Annotated in this window: 15 protein-coding genes; 7 read left to right on the top strand and 8 right to left on the bottom strand. The window is 39.0% G+C overall.

Annotated elements, in window-relative coordinates:
- Window positions 1-238: 238 nt before the first annotated feature.
- Window positions 239-577 carry a DUF4870 domain-containing protein gene (locus tag LB465_RS11330; protein WP_224469976.1) on the top strand — a complete coding sequence of 113 codons (339 nt, stop codon included), beginning with the start codon at window positions 239-241 and terminating at the stop codon, window positions 575-577.
- A gap of 95 nt (window positions 578-672) precedes the next feature.
- Here the strand turns inward: LB465_RS11330 and dnaN are convergent, their stop codons facing one another.
- The 5 genes from dnaN to LB465_RS11305 form a co-directional block, all read right to left on the bottom strand.
- Complete coding sequence (gene dnaN, locus LB465_RS11325) at window positions 673-1791, bottom strand: DNA polymerase III subunit beta (RefSeq protein WP_224469975.1); 1119 nt, start codon at window positions 1789-1791, stop codon at window positions 673-675.
- 199 nt (window positions 1792-1990) lie between these two features.
- The gene (gldG, locus tag LB465_RS11320) at window positions 1991-3661 is read right to left on the bottom strand and encodes a gliding motility-associated ABC transporter substrate-binding protein GldG (protein ID WP_224469974.1); all 1671 of its coding nucleotides are present in this window, start codon (window positions 3659-3661) and stop codon (window positions 1991-1993) included.
- A 3-nt stretch (window positions 3662-3664) separates the two neighbouring features.
- Window positions 3665-4402 carry a gliding motility-associated ABC transporter permease subunit GldF gene (gene gldF / locus LB465_RS11315; RefSeq protein ID WP_224469973.1) on the bottom strand — a complete coding sequence of 246 codons (738 nt, stop codon included), beginning with the start codon at window positions 4400-4402 and terminating at the stop codon, window positions 3665-3667.
- A 24-nt stretch (window positions 4403-4426) separates the two neighbouring features.
- Entirely contained in the window at window positions 4427-4720 is a 294-nt protein-coding gene (locus LB465_RS11310; protein ID WP_224469972.1) for a putative quinol monooxygenase, read from the bottom strand.
- Window positions 4717-5556 carry an SAM hydrolase/SAM-dependent halogenase family protein gene (locus LB465_RS11305; protein ID WP_224469971.1) on the bottom strand — a complete coding sequence of 280 codons (840 nt, stop codon included), beginning with the start codon at window positions 5554-5556 and terminating at the stop codon, window positions 4717-4719. The genes LB465_RS11310 and LB465_RS11305 overlap by 4 nt, the downstream gene beginning before the upstream one ends.
- Before the next feature lie 219 nt (window positions 5557-5775).
- Between LB465_RS11305 and LB465_RS11300 the strand changes: the two genes are divergently transcribed.
- Both LB465_RS11300 and LB465_RS11295 read left to right on the top strand, forming a co-directional pair.
- Window positions 5776-6729 (top strand): PhoH family protein, encoded by a 954-nt coding sequence (locus LB465_RS11300; RefSeq protein ID WP_224469970.1) that lies wholly within the window; start codon window positions 5776-5778, stop codon window positions 6727-6729.
- Window positions 6730-6787: 58 nt separating this feature from the next.
- A complete protein-coding gene (locus tag LB465_RS11295; RefSeq protein ID WP_224469969.1) occupies window positions 6788-7735 on the top strand; it encodes a phosphoribosylaminoimidazolesuccinocarboxamide synthase in 948 nt (315 codons plus the stop codon).
- Between the two features lie 176 nt (window positions 7736-7911).
- Here LB465_RS11295 and LB465_RS11290 read toward each other — a convergent pair whose 3' ends face one another.
- Together LB465_RS11290 and dinB are read right to left on the bottom strand one after the other, a co-directional pair.
- Window positions 7912-10884: a DNA polymerase III subunit alpha gene (locus LB465_RS11290; RefSeq protein WP_224469968.1), complete on the bottom strand. Its 2973-nt coding sequence runs from the start codon at window positions 10882-10884 to the stop codon at window positions 7912-7914.
- Complete coding sequence (dinB, locus tag LB465_RS11285; protein WP_224469967.1) at window positions 10884-12101, bottom strand: DNA polymerase IV; 1218 nt, start codon at window positions 12099-12101, stop codon at window positions 10884-10886. The genes LB465_RS11290 and dinB overlap by 1 nt, the downstream gene beginning before the upstream one ends.
- A 215-nt stretch (window positions 12102-12316) precedes the next feature.
- On the opposite strand from dinB, the gene LB465_RS11280 reads away from it, so the two are divergent.
- Both LB465_RS11280 and LB465_RS11275 read left to right on the top strand, forming a co-directional pair.
- On the top strand, window positions 12317-12868 hold the full coding sequence (locus LB465_RS11280; RefSeq protein ID WP_224469966.1) for a hypothetical protein: 552 nt from the start codon (window positions 12317-12319) through the stop codon (window positions 12866-12868).
- Window positions 12869-13282, top strand: a complete 414-nt coding sequence (locus tag LB465_RS11275) for a hypothetical protein (RefSeq protein ID WP_224469965.1) — start codon at window positions 12869-12871, stop codon at window positions 13280-13282. It begins immediately after the preceding gene.
- Between the two features lie 18 nt (window positions 13283-13300).
- Here LB465_RS11275 and LB465_RS11270 read toward each other — a convergent pair whose 3' ends face one another.
- Entirely contained in the window at window positions 13301-13993 is a 693-nt protein-coding gene (locus LB465_RS11270; protein ID WP_224469964.1) for an arylesterase, read from the bottom strand.
- A 73-nt stretch (window positions 13994-14066) separates the two neighbouring features.
- Here LB465_RS11270 and LB465_RS11265 point away from each other — a divergent pair, with 73 nt between their 5' ends.
- The gene (locus LB465_RS11265; protein WP_224469963.1) at window positions 14067-14753 is read left to right on the top strand and encodes an ABC transporter ATP-binding protein; all 687 of its coding nucleotides are present in this window, start codon (window positions 14067-14069) and stop codon (window positions 14751-14753) included.
- Window positions 14753-17302, top strand: a complete 2550-nt coding sequence (locus tag LB465_RS11260; protein ID WP_224469962.1) for an ABC transporter permease — start codon at window positions 14753-14755, stop codon at window positions 17300-17302. The genes LB465_RS11265 and LB465_RS11260 overlap by 1 nt, the downstream gene beginning before the upstream one ends.
- Window positions 17303-17353: the final 51 nt, after the last annotated feature.

The following is a 17353-nucleotide window of genomic DNA, read 5'->3' as shown; positions in this document are numbered from 1 at the left end:
GGCAAGCCCCAAGAGGCATTATTGGAAAATATATCTTGATTTCCAAGCAAGCCCGTCGCCTGAATGATTCGGGCAGGCCTCGGAGCTCGCGATATTTATCGGGATAAATATCGATTATCGAGTAAAAAATTCAGTAGTTCGTAAGAAGTTTTTAATTTTAAGAACAGAATGATTTTGTAACAAAGTGCGAAAAGAATCGTCTATTAATAAAGAAGACATCACATCAACCAAAGAAAAAATGAGAGAAGACAACCAAATGCTCGTTCTTACCCACTTAAGTCAGTTACTGGATTTAGTTACAGGAATTGGCGGCTTTATAGTTCCGTTAATCCTATGGCTTACCCAAAAAGATAAAGTTGCCGGAATGGATTTCCACGGAAAAATGATCTTGAATTTTCAAATAAGTATGTTTATTTATAGCCTCATTTGTATTCCACTAATCTTTTTATTCGGCCTCGGAATTATCGCCCTAATCGGAATTGCAATTATTATGTTGATCCTTCCCATAGTAAATGCAATTAAAGTAAGCAACGGTGAAATCCCGCATTACCCCTTAAGCATCGAGATTATAAAATAGAAAAATAATTATTTAAAATTTTAGCTTCAAATAATTTTCGAAAACCAAAAAGGCAGCCGATTGGCTGCCTTTTTCTATATATTCAATTCTTTATACTAATTATTAAGCATCACTGGCATTACCAACATAGTAATTTTTTCTCCTGGGTCGAGTCCGTCAACTGGAGTTAAAATTCCCGCACGGTTTGGTAAACTCATTTCCAGTTGAACTTCATCGGAAGTTAAATTATTAAGCATTTCAGTCAGGAAACGCGAGTTGAAACCAATTTGCATATCGTCTCCCTGGTAAGAACAGGTTAAACGCTCTTCGGCCTTATTGCTGTAATCGACATCTTCTGCAGAAATATTTAATTCAGCTCCAGCAATTTTTAATCTTACCTGGTGCGTAGTTTTATTAGAGAAAATAGAAACCCTGCGTACTGAACTCAAAAACTGGTTGCGCTCTATGGTTAATTTATTCGGGTTTTCCTTCGGAATTACCGCTTCGTAATTTGGATATTTTCCGTCAATTAAACGGCAAACCAACTGCGTATCATCAAAAGTGAATTTTGCGTTGGAATCGTTGTATTCAATAAGCACTTCACTTTCACTACCGGCCAAAATTCCTTTTAAAAGGTTTAACGGCTTTTTCGGCATAATAAAATCTGAAGCCTGCGAAGCAGAAACATCTTCCCGCTGATACTTCACTAATTTATGTGCATCAGTTGCCACAAAAGTCAATCCTTCTGTAGTAAACTGAAAGAAAACCCCGCTCATTACTGGGCGAAGATCGTCGTTTCCTGAAGCGAAAATGGTTTTGCTAATCGCAGTTGCCAAAATATCTCCTTCTATAACCGTGCTGCTTGGATCTTCCAATTCAACCGGATTCGGAAATTCTTCACCATCAGCATACGCAAGCGCGTATTTACCGTGGTTAGAGCTTAATTCTATCGTGTTATTATCTTCAGCAACAAAAGTTAATGGCTGCTCCGGAAAGGTCTTTAGCGTGTCTAAAAGTAACTTTGCTGGCACTGCTATTTTTCCTTCGGAATCTGATTCCACCTTAAGTTTGGCAGACATTGTAGTTTCAAGGTCTGAGGCAGAAACCGTAAGCTCGTCCTGCTTAAGATCGAATAAAAAATTGTCTAAAATTGGAAGGGTGTTGGTGTTGTTAATAACACCACCCAGTATCTGAAGCTGTTTCAGCAAATAACTGCTGGATACAATAAATTTCATCGGCTTTGTGATTAATTAGAAATCAATACAAATATATTTTAATCTATTAAAAATTGAGCTTGTGGCGGCGAGTTTTTATTAACATCAAAAACATTAATATTCTATTTAAAAAACTGTTTTTCAGTGTCTTAAAATGAATAATATTTTTAAGATTGTTAATATGTTGAATTTATTTCCTAAAAATAGAAGTACGGGAAAGCTATTTGAGGTATTTCCTTTTTCTGATATAATTAAATCCGAAAGCAAAAACTCCTAAAAGGATTAAAGGCAAAACCAGGTTAATTACCTGCCATTTTTCCCGCTCATCAGCAGCTTTTTGATCGTCTAGAAAAGCGATATTTATTTCCTTGCTGCGTATATCTATAAGTCCGCTGTCGTCCAGCATATAATTTACGGCGTTTAGCAAAAATTCTTTGTTCCCGTAAGTATTCCCGGTATAACGCTCAAAACCAAGCTCTAGCGGTTCTCCGCGTTGCACATCGTTTTTTATCACATCCCCATCTGAAATAACCAGCATTTTAGTTTCCCGGCTTTCATCCAATGGATTTTCAATTTCAAAAGGTTTAATCCTGTTTTTATAAACCGAAGTAAATTCTCCTTCCAGTAAAACAGCCAGCGGTTGTTCCCCATCTGTATAGGTAGCTAAATCGGGCTCCCTGCTTACCATTTCAAGGCTGATTTCACGGGGCGTACCTTCCAGCCTGGTTTGGGGCGAACTGCTTAATAAAATAGTTTTGTCAATATTATTCTGAAGCGTATCAATTTGATTCGCATACTCAAATTTTACCGCTTCAATATTATTGATTATCGGGTGATCGTTCGGTGAAGTGGTCAACGGACTATAAAACCAGGGATACGGATTAAATCGCGTGTTATTTCCCTGTCCCGAAGCCAAAATAATCGGTGCCGAATAAATATCGTTGATCAAAACCGGGTTAATACGAATACCATAGGAAAAGAAAAAATCACCCAAATTAAGATCGCGCGGTAAAGCAAAAGCACGGCCAGACGGATTAAGTAAGCTATCGGTTTCCATTGCTACGACTTCAGTAAGCCAAAGCGATTTTCCACCACTCATAGTATATTGGTCTAAAACAAATTTTTCATTTTCGGTAAAAGCCTGGGTGGGTTTAGCCTCGATAATTAAATCGTATTCCTTTAACTGCTGAAGCGTTTTTTGAGGATTTACCGCGACCGAATCTAAAGTAAACGGCGCCATAAAATAATATTCCTGCAGGGTTTTAATAAAATCGGCTATTTGTGCATCAGGCAATTCCCCATTCCCGCGCATAACCGCAATCTTCTTTTCCCGAGGATATATCAGTTTATTCAGGGCATTGGCGATAGCGTATTCTAGTTGCTGCACCGAGCTGGAAACACGTTCCTCATCGGTAGCACCAAGTTTATTTTTTAATAAAGGAATTTGCACTTTTTTTTCGCCAAGCTTGGCAACTGCCCAGGGGAAAACCAAAGCTTCAGAGCTTTTCCCGCTTTCCTGAACGCTTACCCTTGCAGGCGGCATTCCTCTCTGGTAAAAATCCTGCGCGGTAGCTTCAGCATCATTGGTTTCTTCTAACGGATTGGTGAAAGTGAACTTAATATTACTGTTATATGCTGAAAATTCTTCCAGCATTTGACGGGTTTCATTCCGAAGCCTTCTAAATTCCGCAGGGAAATTTCCTTCTAAAAAAACCTCAATAACAATAGGCGAATCAGCATCTGAAACAATTCCCCTTGCAGCCGGAGATAACGTATAACGCCCGTCACGGGTTAGGTCTATTCGCTCAAAAAAATTCGCCGCCAGCAGGTTTATCGCAACTACAGCAAGGAGCAACAGAAAAACAGCTTTATAGGTGTTTTGATATTTCACAGCCTAAGATTTTTTCTGAATTGAGATTAACCTTATCTGCGTTAGTTTCAGAAACAGCACGATAAAACTTAAAAAATAAATAATATCTCGAGTGTCTATCACACCCCTGCTAATACTCTGGTAATGAAAACTAATCCCTAGATATTCTACCCCATAATTTATGCTTCCAAAAAGATCCAGATTTCCCAATCCTTCAAAAGCGAAAAAGCTCAGAAAACATAAAAAAACCGCGATGATAAAGGATATGATCTGATTTTCGGAAAATGAAGAGGCAAAAATGCCGATTGCCGTATAACAGCCTCCAAGAAAAATTAAACCTAAATAAGAACCCAGGGTGGCACCTAAATCAAAATTTCCCACAGGACTTCCCAGTTGATGAATAGTAACTACATATAAAATACTGGGCAAAATAGCTAAAAGCACCAAAATTAAAGCGCCAAAATATTTTCCTAAAACAAGTTGTGTAAAACCAATGGGGCGGGTAAGTAGCAGCTCCATAGTTCCCTGGCGTTTTTCTTCGGAAAAACTTTTCATGGTAATGGCTGGGATAAGAAAAATAAAGATCCAGGGCGCGAGGTTAAAGAAAGGTTTTACATCGGCAAAACCATTATCCAGAATGTTGTAATCTCCGGTAAAAACAAATAAAAACAAGCCGCAGACCACCAAAAAGATCCCAATCACCAGGTAACCGATTGGTGACGAAAAAAATGAATTTATTTCTTTGTTTAAAATAGCCAACATTGGCAAAAATGATTCTAAATTTTATTATTCGCTACTTATAACATTGGTACTCCAGGCAACCGGTTTGGCATTAAAAAGCACTTTGGTCTTTGCCCATACATTTTTAAATAATTCCGAATTTCGGTATTTTTCCAAAGAGGCTTCATCTGTCCAATAACTATACGTAAAAAAGATATTTGTATTGTGCTGATCTCGCAATAATTCCAGTTTAAAACACCCATCGGAGGCTCTTATCTTGCTTTTATTTTCCTCAAAATTAGAAAGGAACACTTCAATTTTATTAGGATCAAATTCCATTTTCACAATTCTGTGTATCATTTTTCATTAAATTTAATAGTTACCGTATCCCGGTGTTCCAGGCCAAAAAGTGTAGACGCGCTGCCTACTGTAGAAGGGTTACTTTTATAAATTGCAAGTTCTATATACCCGGCCGAATTAAACAACGCAAGTCTCTTGCCATCTTCCTCTCCTCTGTTCTCTTTTTCTACATCAAAATTGATCCAGTCGGAATAAGCTTCATAAATCTGCGGAAAAGTAACCATTCTCGCGCTCAATATATAATCTCTTCCTTTTCCCACATTTTCAAAAAGTTTACGGCTAATATTTGTCACCACATTTCCATAGTTATCGATATATAAAACGTGGCCAACGATCTGGTTTTTTTCCGAATTAATAGTGGGTTCAAACTGTTTCAGGTATTTTATTTCACTAATATTCTTCCCAATAACATCAAGAGTTCCTCCTCGTGCTAAATGACAGGCTACTTTAACAAAAACATCCAAAACAGGAAAATTGGTTTCTATAGTATCGTGAATATTAATTTCTACAATTTTCTCTGGCTTTATTTCTGAAGCCAGCAAAGATAAAATTCCGTTATTGGCACAAATAAAATAATGATCGTCGAGCAAAACAGCCAAATGCTTATTCTCCGGGGTAAATTCTGAATCGATCCCGATTATATGAATACTTCCTTTTGGAAAACTATTATAAGCGTTTTTAATAATGTAAGCGGCCTCACTAATATGAAACGGAGAAACCGAATGTGAAATATCAACAATTCTAACATCTTTCAATTCGCTATAAATAGCTCCCTTAACCGCTCCCACAAAGTAATCTTTCTCTCCAAAATCGGTGGTTAAAGTAATGATAGCCATAGGTGATTGTTAATATTTTTTTAACTTGTAAGCACTTATTTTATGTAAGTTTGTATAGTAAGCGAAGATAAAATTATTTGGATTTTCAATTAAAAATTCAATGCAGTCATTTTAACTTCTGCCTGCCAAAATTAGCATTAAAACTTAGTAGCTACAAATAAAGAACCGCTATAAATAAAAATGTTTTGAACATCACTTTTCAACTAAAACCATAAGCCTTTGAACGAAATTGTAATTGAACTTTCGGAAATTAATCCCCGCGAATTTTTTGGGCAGAACAACGAGAATATTGAACTTCTTAAAAAATACTTTCCCAAACTGAAGATTGTAGCCCGCGGAAATAAAATTAAGGTTTTTGGGGACGAAGAAATGCTGGAAGAATTTGATGAACGCATCACGATGCTTATGGAGCACTTCGGAAAGTATAATAAACTGGACGAAAATGTAATTGAAAGAGTGCTTACCAGCGATAAAAGTTCAGATTATCAAACTTCAGACGAAAGCGGAGAAGTTCTGGTTCACGGTGTTGGCGGCCGACTGGTAAAAGCCCAAACTGCAAACCAAAGAAAACTGGTAGAACTGATGCGTAAAAACGATATGGTTTTTGCCATTGGCCCTGCCGGTACGGGTAAAACCTACACCGGTGTTGCACTTGCCGTTAAAGCTTTAAAAGACAAACAGGTTCGCAGAATTATCCTTACCCGTCCCGCGGTTGAAGCTGGTGAAAACCTTGGTTTTCTTCCCGGCGACCTTAAAGAGAAACTCGATCCATATATGCAGCCACTTTATGATGCGTTACGCGATATGATTCCGCAGGAAAGACTGGATTCTTTTATTGAAAAAGGAGTGATACAAATTGCACCCCTTGCTTTTATGCGTGGCCGTACATTGGATAACGCTTTTGTGATTTTAGATGAAGCCCAAAATACCACCCACGCGCAAATGAAAATGTTTCTTACCCGAATGGGGAAGAGCGCCAAATTTATGATTACCGGAGACCCGGGGCAAATAGATTTGCCACGCAGGGTTATTTCAGGTTTAAAAGAAGCTTTACTGGTTCTAAAAGAAGTAAAAGGTGTGGGAATAATTTACCTGGACGATAAAGATGTAATTAGACACCGACTGGTAAAAAAGATTATTTCTGCCTACAAAGAAATTGAACATACCGACTAATTTAAATTCACTTCTCAATTTCAAATTTTCTAGTTTCCAAATTTTAGAATAAATCCTAATGAAGAATACCATTATAAAAACCGAATTCAATTTTCCCGGCCAAACCGATATTTACAAAGGCAAAGTGCGGGACGTATATACTTTAGAAAACAACAAACTTGTAATTGTGGCCACCGATAGGCTTTCGGCTTTTGATGTGGTGATGCCAAAGGGTATTCCCTACAAAGGTCAGATCCTTAATCAGATTGCCACAAAAATGATGGAAGCAACTCGTGACCTTGTCCCCAATTGGCTGGAAGCAACTCCAGATCCAAATGTTGCTGTGGGCCAGGCTTGCGAGCCTTTTAAAATTGAAATGGTTATTCGTGGATATCTTGCCGGCCACGCCGCGAGGGAATATAAAGCCGGAAAACGTATGCTTTGCGGGGTAGAAATGCCTAATGGAATGAAGGAGAATGACAAATTCCCGGAGCCAATTATCACTCCCGCTACCAAAGCCGAACAGGGGGATCACGATGAAGATATTTCTAAAGAGGAAATCTTAACGCGTGCTATTGTTTCTAAAGAAGATTACGAAATTCTTGAAAGATATACCCGAAATCTTTTTAAACGCGGAACCGAAATCGCCGCAAAAAGAGGTTTAATTTTAGTAGATACTAAATACGAATTTGGTAAAAATGCCGATGGGGAAATTCTTTTAATCGACGAGATCCACACCCCCGATTCTTCCCGCTATTTTTATGCCGATGGCTACCGGGAAAGACAGGACAAAGACGAGCCGCAAAAACAATTATCGAAAGAATTTGTAAGGCAATGGCTTATTGAAAATAAATTTCAAGGTCTGGAAGGCCAGATCCTGCCCGAAATGAGCGATGAATATATCGAATCGGTTTCTGAACGCTATATAGAATTATACGAAAAAATTACCGGCGAAACTTTTATTAAAGGTGACATCAGCAATATTGAAACCCGTATTGAGAATAATGTGTTGCAGTATTTGAAATAAAGGTTTTATAATTCTTGTTTACGTCAATCTGAACTTGTTTCAGATTCTAATATGTTAGATCTCCGAATAAATTTCGGAGCAGGTTCTGAAACAGGTTCGGTATGACGCATATGAAAAATGAGATTTTTATTTCTAAAACCCTTGAACCTGAAATAAATTCAGAGTGACAATAATGCCTAAGAAAACTGGTACCCCACCAACCTGGGGTCAGTTAACGTGTCCTGGCGTTGCAGCCATTTTATACTTATAGAGATATAATCCAGATCGTTATTCACGGTGCCGTAGCATTTATAGATTCCTTTGTTGCGCAGTGGATATTTTTCTGCGGAAGCGGGGAATTGAACCGTATCGAATACATCGCCTTCCTTATCAAAAAAAGTCCCGAAATACATATATTTCCCGTTAGAAGTTCCGGTTTTTTTGGCAGTAATTAGCGCACCATAAATCAATATTTCCTTCCCCACATAATCTTTTAAATCTTTTGCCTTTACCGATTTTTCTATAGGATTTTTAAGCAATTTAAAATGCGAGCAAAGTGGAAAACCCAGCAACTCTAATTGGTCAAAAGCTTCTATCAATGCTGAATATTCAAACTGCGGAAGTTCAAAATCCCGGTGCGGCGTGGCAAACAATTTTTCCTGTTTAACCGATGGTTTGGTGGCATTCAGCTTAAAATGGGCTTTCCAGAGCAAATGGTGCTTATCTGTTTTGGTAAACCTAAAAGCATCTATTTTCAGCAAAATACTCAGTTGCTCTATAGAAATATGCACCCGGTCTATAAAATCGTCAAAGGACTTAAAAACACCAAAAAACTGACGATTTTCCAGGATCTGCTGCACGGTTTTAGTTTCAAGTTGTTTGATATAGCCCAGGCCCAGGTAGATATCTTTCCCAAAAATCCTATTAGGATGATCACTTTTATTAATACAGGGTGGATGCACTTTCCCTCCGCACTTTCTAATCTCCTGGATATAAGTTTCCACATCGTAAAATCCGCCGCCATTGTTAAGCGCGGCCACCATAAACTCCAGCGGAAAATATTTCTTTAAATACAAACTCTGGTAGCTCTCTACCGCATAGGAAGCCGAATGCCCCTTGGGGAATGCATAACCGGCAAAGGAGGAGATTTGCTCCCAAACCTCATCAATAATCTTCTCATTATAATTCTTCTCTCTGCAATTAGCTCGGAATTTAGCTTCAATCCGTTCCATCTGGCCTTTAGAGGTTTTCTTACCACTCATTCCGCGGCGTAATACATCGGCATCTTCAAAACTAAGTCCGGCGAATTTATGGGCCACTTTCATCACATCTTCCTGGTACACCATAACTCCGTAGGTGTCTTCCATAATTTCCAGCATCACGGGATGAGCCATTTTTCTTCGCGAAGGATCGCGATGGCGTTTTATATATTCTTCTTTCATTCCCCCGCTGGAAATTCCGGGTCTAATTATAGAGCTCGCCGCCACCAGGTTCAAATAATTATCGGTTTGCAGTTTGGTGAGAAGGCCACGCATTGCCGGGGATTCTACATAAAAAACCCCCATACAATCCCCGGTTTTTAGCAACTCATTAATTTCAGGATCTTCCTTAAAAACCGCGATGTTTTCTATATCCTCAATTTCAACACCTGGCTGATTTTTTTTTATAATCTCAATAGCATCAGTTATTTTCGAAAGTCCGCGTTGGGCGAGGATATCAAATTTATGGATTCCCACATCTTCAGCGATATTCATATCTATCTGAATGGTCTCGAAACCCTTGGGCGGTAAAAAAGTGGCGGCATAGTTATAAACGCTTTCATTCAGGATTAAAATTCCGCCGGAATGCACGCTTAAATAATTAGGAAAACCCTCAATTAATGCACTATATCGCAATACCAGTTTCTCTAATTGATCCAGCTCATTTATACTGAAAAATCCTGCTGAAAGTTTATCGATATTCTCTTTAGGCAAGCCAAATACCTTTCCCAGTTCCCGGGCTACAGCCCGACGTTTAAAAGTTACATAAGTTCCCATTAAAGCGGTGAACTCGTATTTTTTGAAAATAAAATCGGTTACTTCGTTTCGATCTTTCCAGGAAAAATCGATATCAAAATCTGGTGGTGAGCTTCGACTTTCATTAATAAAACGTTCAAAATATAAATCTAGTTCTACGGGATCTACATTGGTAATTCCAATGATATAAGCAATAATGGAATTGGCACCACTCCCCCGACCTATAAATGGGAAATTTCGGGAACGTGCATAACTTACAATATCGTAATTGATCAAAAAATAAGAGACAAAACCGAGTTTTATAATAGCACTTAGTTCTTTTTCCATCCGTTCTAAAACCTTTGCTTTAGCCTTGGGATAACGTTTTGGAAGGTTTTCATTACATAATTTCCTTAAACGCGCCACATCATCTTCGGCGCTGTGACCTGAAACCAATAAATTTCGGTTCTGTTCTTTTCCAAATTCAAAATCGACCCTGCAGGCTTTTACCAGTTCCCGGGTATTCTCCAAAATATGGGGAAAATCTTCAAATTCCGCAGCAATAATTTCTGAAGGTATCATTTGGTGGGCGAAAGAACCCTGTTCGTTTTCAGGAAGCTTGCTAAGCAGCGTATTGTTGTCTATCGCACGTAGCAAACGATGCGCGTTATAATCGCGCTTATTTCTGAAACTCACACTTTGCAGCAACACTAGTCTGTCTTCAAATTCCAGGTATTTAGAAAATTTAAGTTTCCGCAGACTTTCTACCGAAACCCCAATGAATTCATTTTCTTTAAAACTGAATTTATTATTTGCTACCACTTTTTCAAAAGGATAAATAATAAAACAATCAGGCAATTCAGGGGCTTCAGGTTTAAATTCTTTTTTTAAATGAAGTTGCCCTGATAAATGTTCGTTCAACTGCCTGAAACCTTCATTATTCTTTGCAAGTCCTATATATTGCTGTTCTGCCCCATTTCTAAAATCAATTCCTGTAATTGGATTTACACCATATTCCGAAGCGATTTTTATAAAATTCAGGCAGCCCGATGTATTATTAATATCGGTAAGCGCTAAAGATTCAACGTTAAATTTGCGAGCAAGTTCACAGAGCTTTTCTACCGAAAAGGTACCGTAGCGCAACGAATACCAGGTATGACAGTTTAAATAGATCATTACTGCTTTCTATGGGCGAGTACGATGGGCGGTTCGCCGTTAAACGGATTCGCCATACGACCAATGGTTTTGGTGCCCAGCGTTACTGCGCGCATCACACTATGTTCCCCGTAACGTTCCTTAATCTTATCTATAGAATTGTATAAATTCAGCATTTCTTCAGAATCATCGAACAGGTTGATCTGATAATTTCCACCTACGAGTCCGCTAAATTTCACACCGATCAACCTAATCAATAAACGGCGGGAATAAAGTTGTTTAAAAAGCATTTCAACTTTAGGGATAAGGATATGATCGGCGCTGGTATAGGAGATTTTCACCTGTTTGGAATGCGTCTGATAATCTGAATACCTGATTTTCACGCTTACCACACTGGTAAGTTTACTGCCCCGGCGAAGCTGGTATGCCAGGCTCTCGGCCATAGCTACCAGCGTGGCGTGCAGGCGTACCATATCTATGGTATCGCGGCCAAAAGTACGCTCGGTAGAAATAGATTTTCTTTCGTGGTACGGGATAATTGGCGAATCATCCAGGCCGTTGGCGCGTTTCCAGATAGTTCTTCCGCTTTTTCCCAAAACGCTTTCCAGCATTTCCACCGGCATTTCCTGTATGGTTTTTATTTCCCTAACGCCTAAATTCAGTAGTTTTTGAAACGTTTTATTCCCAACCATCGGGATCTTATTCACGCTTAAAGGCGCCAAGAAAATTTTCTCATTTCCCTGCGGAATAACGATCTCGGCATTGGGTTTGGCTTCTCCCGTAGCAATTTTGGAAACCACCTTATTTTGCGAAAGTCCGAAAGAGATTGGTAAGCCGCTTTCCTTTATAATAGTTTGCCTTAACTCCCGGGCAAATTGGTTGATCCCAAAAAACTTATCCATTCCACTCAAATCGGCATAAAACTCGTCTACACTGGCTTTTTCAAAACTGGGCACCTGACTTTTAATAATTTCGGTAACCTCGTGAGAATGTTTGGTGTAAGTACTCGCATTACCCTTAATTACGGTGGCTTGCGGACAAAGCTGCCGGGCAACTTTCATTGCCATTCCCGAGTGTACTCCAAATTTTCTCGTCTCATAACTACAGGCTGCTACTACTCCACGATCGCCCATTCCGCCTACGATAAGCGGTTTATTTTCTAATTCGGAATTTTGCTTACGCTCTACCGAAACAAAAAATGCATCGAGATCCAGATGTAAAATAGACTTGTTTTTCATATTTGGATTATTTCCTTTTTATAGGATTTTTTCCAAATTTATGAATTATCTGAATTCAAAATAATTTCACCCCGTTAAAGTTTAAAAAGAATTTTTAGCCCTGGTAATTCCGGAAAAATGAAATAAATGCTCATTTTATTTTTAAAATTCAACAGTCTAAACCTTATCGTTTTAGTAATTTTGGCGACTTAAAAATTAAGCTTCAAGCTTGAGATATGACGAAAATATTAAGAAGATTGTCTTTCTTTATTTTAATTCTGATGCAGTTTGCATTTCTCCTTGCTATATTTTTCGATAAGATGAACGCGCCACTGGTGCTATTATTTCTGGGGATAATTTCGGTATTGATAAGTCTTGCTTATTTTAAAGCGCCCCGGGAGGAAGAACGCTACTTTATAAAAGATCTCTATCTCATTTTATTTGCGGTAACCGGTGCGGTCAGCACATTTTTTATAAATATTGAACTTCAATTCGGCCCGGTGATCGCCGCCGGTTTTATAGGTACCCTGGCTTCTTTTGTGCCCTCCATGAATAGGAAATCCAAGCTTTTAAAGGAAGTGCCACCAGCTGTTTATTGTGGTGCTTTTGTAGGGATGACTTCTGCCAGTGTTGCTCCCGATTTAAAATTTATTTTATTTGCAGGCTTTATCGCGGGTAGTATTCTTATTCTATCTAAAAATATTTTTAACGGATTTGGCGGTAAGCTCGGGACCATTGCTTTTAGCAGTATTGCGATTTCTTCCATAATTTTATATACGCTGACCTAAATGGAATTAAGCCTCCTTTTCATCACCGGTATTACCTCTGCCCTACTCACTTACGTGGTGAACAACAAATACGAACAGGGCGCAGTTCGCGCTTCAGCAGGATTATCGCTTCTGGTAGGTTTATTTTTCTATTTCTTTCCCGATATTTTCACCCCATATTTAACCAAAAATATTCCTATCGTTTTTATTGGAGCTACTTTTATAGGAATGGTTTCTTCAAAAATACTTCCCAGCTATTTATTGGTAGGCTTTTCGGGGTTCATCTTTTCTATTATCTACCTAAATGCGAGTCCGTTTTTTAAAGGTTATGGCGGAGCCCTGGGAACCACAGCGGCTATTTCCGTATTGGTTTCTTTGAGTTTGGCAGTGGTTTCTAAAAAGAAATTACTGCGGCGGCGGAAGTCTAAACACTAAATTAAAGAAATAAGAATTTTACTCCTTCTCTACCACATCCTTCAGTACATCCCAAACATTGTTGGTTACAATTTTATAGCCATCGGCAGTGGGGTGAATGCCGTCTTGCTGATTTAATTCCGGGTCTCCCGCAACTCCTTCCAAAAGAAATGGAATAAGTTCAACATGGTTTTTTTTAGCAAGTTCAGGGAAAATATTTCGGAATTCGGTGGTGTATTCCTCTCCCATATTTGGTGGAATCTGCATTCCGGCCAAAACTATTTTAGTATTGGGATTTTCCTCTTTCACGGTGTCTATAATATACTGAAGGTTCCTTTTGGTTTCCTCTATTGGAATTCCGCGTAAACCATCGTTTGCTCCTAGTTCTAACACAAAAACATCTACATCCTGATTTAAAACCCAGTTGATCCTGTTTTTTCCGCTGGCAGTGGTTTCACCGCTTAAGCCTGCATTTACCACTTCGTAATCATAACCAAGCGAATCCAGTCTATCTTGAATAAGCGCCGGAAAAGCTTCAGAGGGTTCTAAACCCATTCCTGCTGTTAAGCTGTTTCCGAAGAAAAGAATCACGTTCTTTTCAGTTATCTCAGCTTCAGTTTTAGTTTTGGCTTCTTCAGCTGGAGTTTCCTCCGATTTTTTTTCGCCATTTTCTCCGCAGGAAAACATTAAAAATATTGAAAGAATCGTGCAATAACGCATCAAGTTTCTCATAGCAAGGGTGTTTATAATCAAATCATTTCCTTATTTTGCCTTTATTCAAAAAAGACAATAATCAAGTTTCAAGATGGCAAAGATATTAAACGTTACCAACCTGGAGAAAAGCTATTCCAGCGGATCCAAAAAACTTAAAGTTTTACAGGATATTAATTTTGATGTTGAAGAAAGAAAAACCTTTGCTATTGTTGGCCCTTCGGGAAGTGGAAAAACAACCCTGCTAGGACTTTGCGCCGGATTAGATAGCCCAGATTCGGGTTCTATAAATTTATGCGGAAGTGAACTGAGTACGCTAGGTGAAGATGAAAGAGCGCTTCTTAGAAATCAACATATTGGTTTTGTTTTCCAGGATTTTCAATTACTACCTACCCTTACGGCCTTAGAAAACGTGGCCGTTCCATTAGAACTGCAGGGAAATAAAGATGCTTCTAAAATAAGTAAGGAATTACTGGGGAAAGTAGGCTTGGGAGACCGTGTAAATCATTATCCTTCACAACTTTCCGGAGGGGAACAGCAAAGAGTCGCTCTGGCCCGTGCCTTTTCTACCCGCCCTTCTATTCTATTTGCCGATGAACCCACCGGAAACCTGGATGCCGAAACCGGGGAAAAAGTAGAAGCATTGCTTTTTGATCTTAATAAAGAGGCCGGCACGACGCTAATTATTGTTACCCACGATATTGAATTAGCCGAAAAAACCCAGCATATTCTTAGGTTAAAAGGAGGACGAATAGTTGAAAACCAGGAAAAGCACGTATAATGAGTAATAATAAAACCTCAAAACCAGGCTTTAACTGGCTTTTTAAAATGGCGTGGCGCGACGGAAAAGCCAGCGGTAAAAAATTAACACTTTTTATGGCCTCTATCGTCCTGGGAATTGCCGCAGTTGTTTCTATACAATCTTTTGGAGAAAATCTAAAAGACAATATTTCTTTACAATCCAAAGCGCTAATGGGCGCTGATTTTAAAATAGACAGCGACGATGCTCCCAATGAGCGTGTGATGCAAATTATGGATTCGCTGGGCGGCGCTGAGGCCAGGGAGATCAAATTTGCCTCTATGGCGGCATTTCCAAAAAACGAAGCCACCAAACTGATGCAGGTTAGGGGAATTGATGGTGGGTTCCCGTTTTACGGCGAACTCGAAACTCAACCGGTAACCGCTGCAAACACCTATCAGAAAGATGGTGGGGCTTTAGTTGATGCTACCGTGATGCTTCAGTTGGGAATAAAACCGGGTGACAGCATTAAAATAGGAAAAGTAACCCTGCCTATTGCCGGTGCACTTAACAGTGTTCCCGGAAGTACGGCTATTTTTAGTTCTGTAGCACCGCCGGTACTTATTCCGTATAGGTTTATTGAAGAATCTGGCCTTGTGCAAACCGGGAGCCGGATAGATTATGAATTTTATTTCACGGCCGATCCGAAAACAGATATGGAAAAGCTGGATGAAGAATTGGATCCCATTCTGGATGCAGAAGAAGCCGATATTGACACCCACACCTCTACAAGCGACCGACTCGGTAGGCGTTATGAAAATTTCGGAAAATTCCTTAACCTGGTTGCCTTTATCGCGCTTTTACTCGGCTGTGTAGGTATTGCAAGTGCCATTCATATTTATATTAAAGAAAAATTACGGGCGGTAGCGGTTTTAAAATGTTTGGGCGCCAGTAAAAAACAAACTTTTCTAATTTTCCTAATCCAGGTAGCGGCAATGGGCTTAATTGGCGGAATTATCGGGACTGCTGTTGGCCTTGTGCTTCAGCAATTATTTCCCTTGTTGCTGGAAGGTTTGCTCCCGGTAGATGTACAAATCACTTTTTCTTTACAGGTGATCGTAATGGGAATTTTATTAGGGATTTTAATGTCAGTTTTATTCGCTTTATATCCTTTAATCGGTACACTTTATATTTCTCCCTTACAGGCATTAAGGGTTGTAAAAGAAGAATCCAAAAAATCACGAAAGGCGATCATAATGGTTTCTATGGGAATCTTTTTATTCATCTTTTTGTTTTCGCTTTGGCTCCTGGAAGACTGGGAATACTCCCTTGCTTTTGTAGGTGGGATTTTGGTAACCTTTTCTATTCTCGCCGGAGTTGCTTATTTATTTATGCAGGCTATTCGTAAATATTTCCCGCATAGCTGGGGGTTTGTCGCCAGGCAAAGTTTACTGAACCTTTTTAGACCACAAAATCAAACTTTAACGCTCGTACTCTCAATTGGCGTTGGAACTTTTTTAATCAGTACGCTTTATTTCAGTAAAGATCTTTTACTTGCTCAAGCATCTATAGAATCCCAGGCCGATAGCCCAAATATGATTCTTCTAGATGTGCAAAGTGAACAACGGCAAGCCGTAGCTCAAACTATAAAAGCGAACGATTTACCGGTTTTAAGCGATATTCCTATTGTTACCATGAGGGTACAAAGCATTGCTGGAAAATCGGTTAACGAGATAAGAAATGATACCACTTCACAAATTAATGGTTGGGTTTTAAATCACGAATTCCGTGCAACTTATCGAGATTCCCTTATTGCTTCGGAAAATCTTCAAAGTGGTTCGTGGACCGCTGAAGGAGCTGATATTACTCCTGTTCCAGTTTCTATAAGTGATAATTTTGCGGAAGACGCTAAAGTTGCTGTGGGAGATAAGCTGGTTTTTAACGTTCAGGGTGTTTTGTTAGATGCCGTAGTAGGCAGCGTGAGAACTGTTGACTGGTCAAGGATGCAATTGAATTTCTCCCTGGTATTTCCCAAAGGAGTTTTAGAAGAAGCCCCTCAATTTCACGTGTTAACAACCAAAGTCCCGGGGGAAGAAAAATCGGCTGAATTACAGCAGGAACTGGTTAAGAAGTTTCCGAATGTGTCTATTATAGACCTCCGGCAGGTTTTAAATGTTATAGAAATGCTTTTAGGCAGAATTTCATGGATCATTAATTTTATGGCATTCTTTAGTATTCTCACAGGAATTATTGTGCTTTTAGGAGCGATAAGAACCAGCAAATATCAGCGAATTCGGGAAAGTGTATTACTGAGAACCCTTGGAGCTAAGGGAAAGCAAATTTTAAATATTACCGCTTTGGAATATATTTATTTGGGTGTTCTTGGAGGTTTATCAGGTGTTTTATTATCTTTAATCAGTAGCCAGTTATTGGCCTGGTTGGTTTTTGAATCCCCGTTTACGCCATCTCTAATTCCATTTTTAATATTATTCCCTGGAATTGTCTTGCTTGTTTTAGTTATTGGATTGAGCAATAGTTTAAGCGTAATAAGAAAACCTCCTTTAGAAGTTTTAAGGAAGGAAGTGACTTAAAATCTCTCAATTATTGATTAACTTCAGCTAAATAGATCCTGAATTTAAATC

This window comes from Salegentibacter lacus (assembly GCF_020164555.1).
Lineage (GTDB): Bacteria > Bacteroidota > Bacteroidia > Flavobacteriales > Flavobacteriaceae > Salegentibacter > Salegentibacter lacus.
Note: the sequence above shows the minus strand (reverse complement) of the source record. Positions and strands in the feature narration are given on the sequence as shown.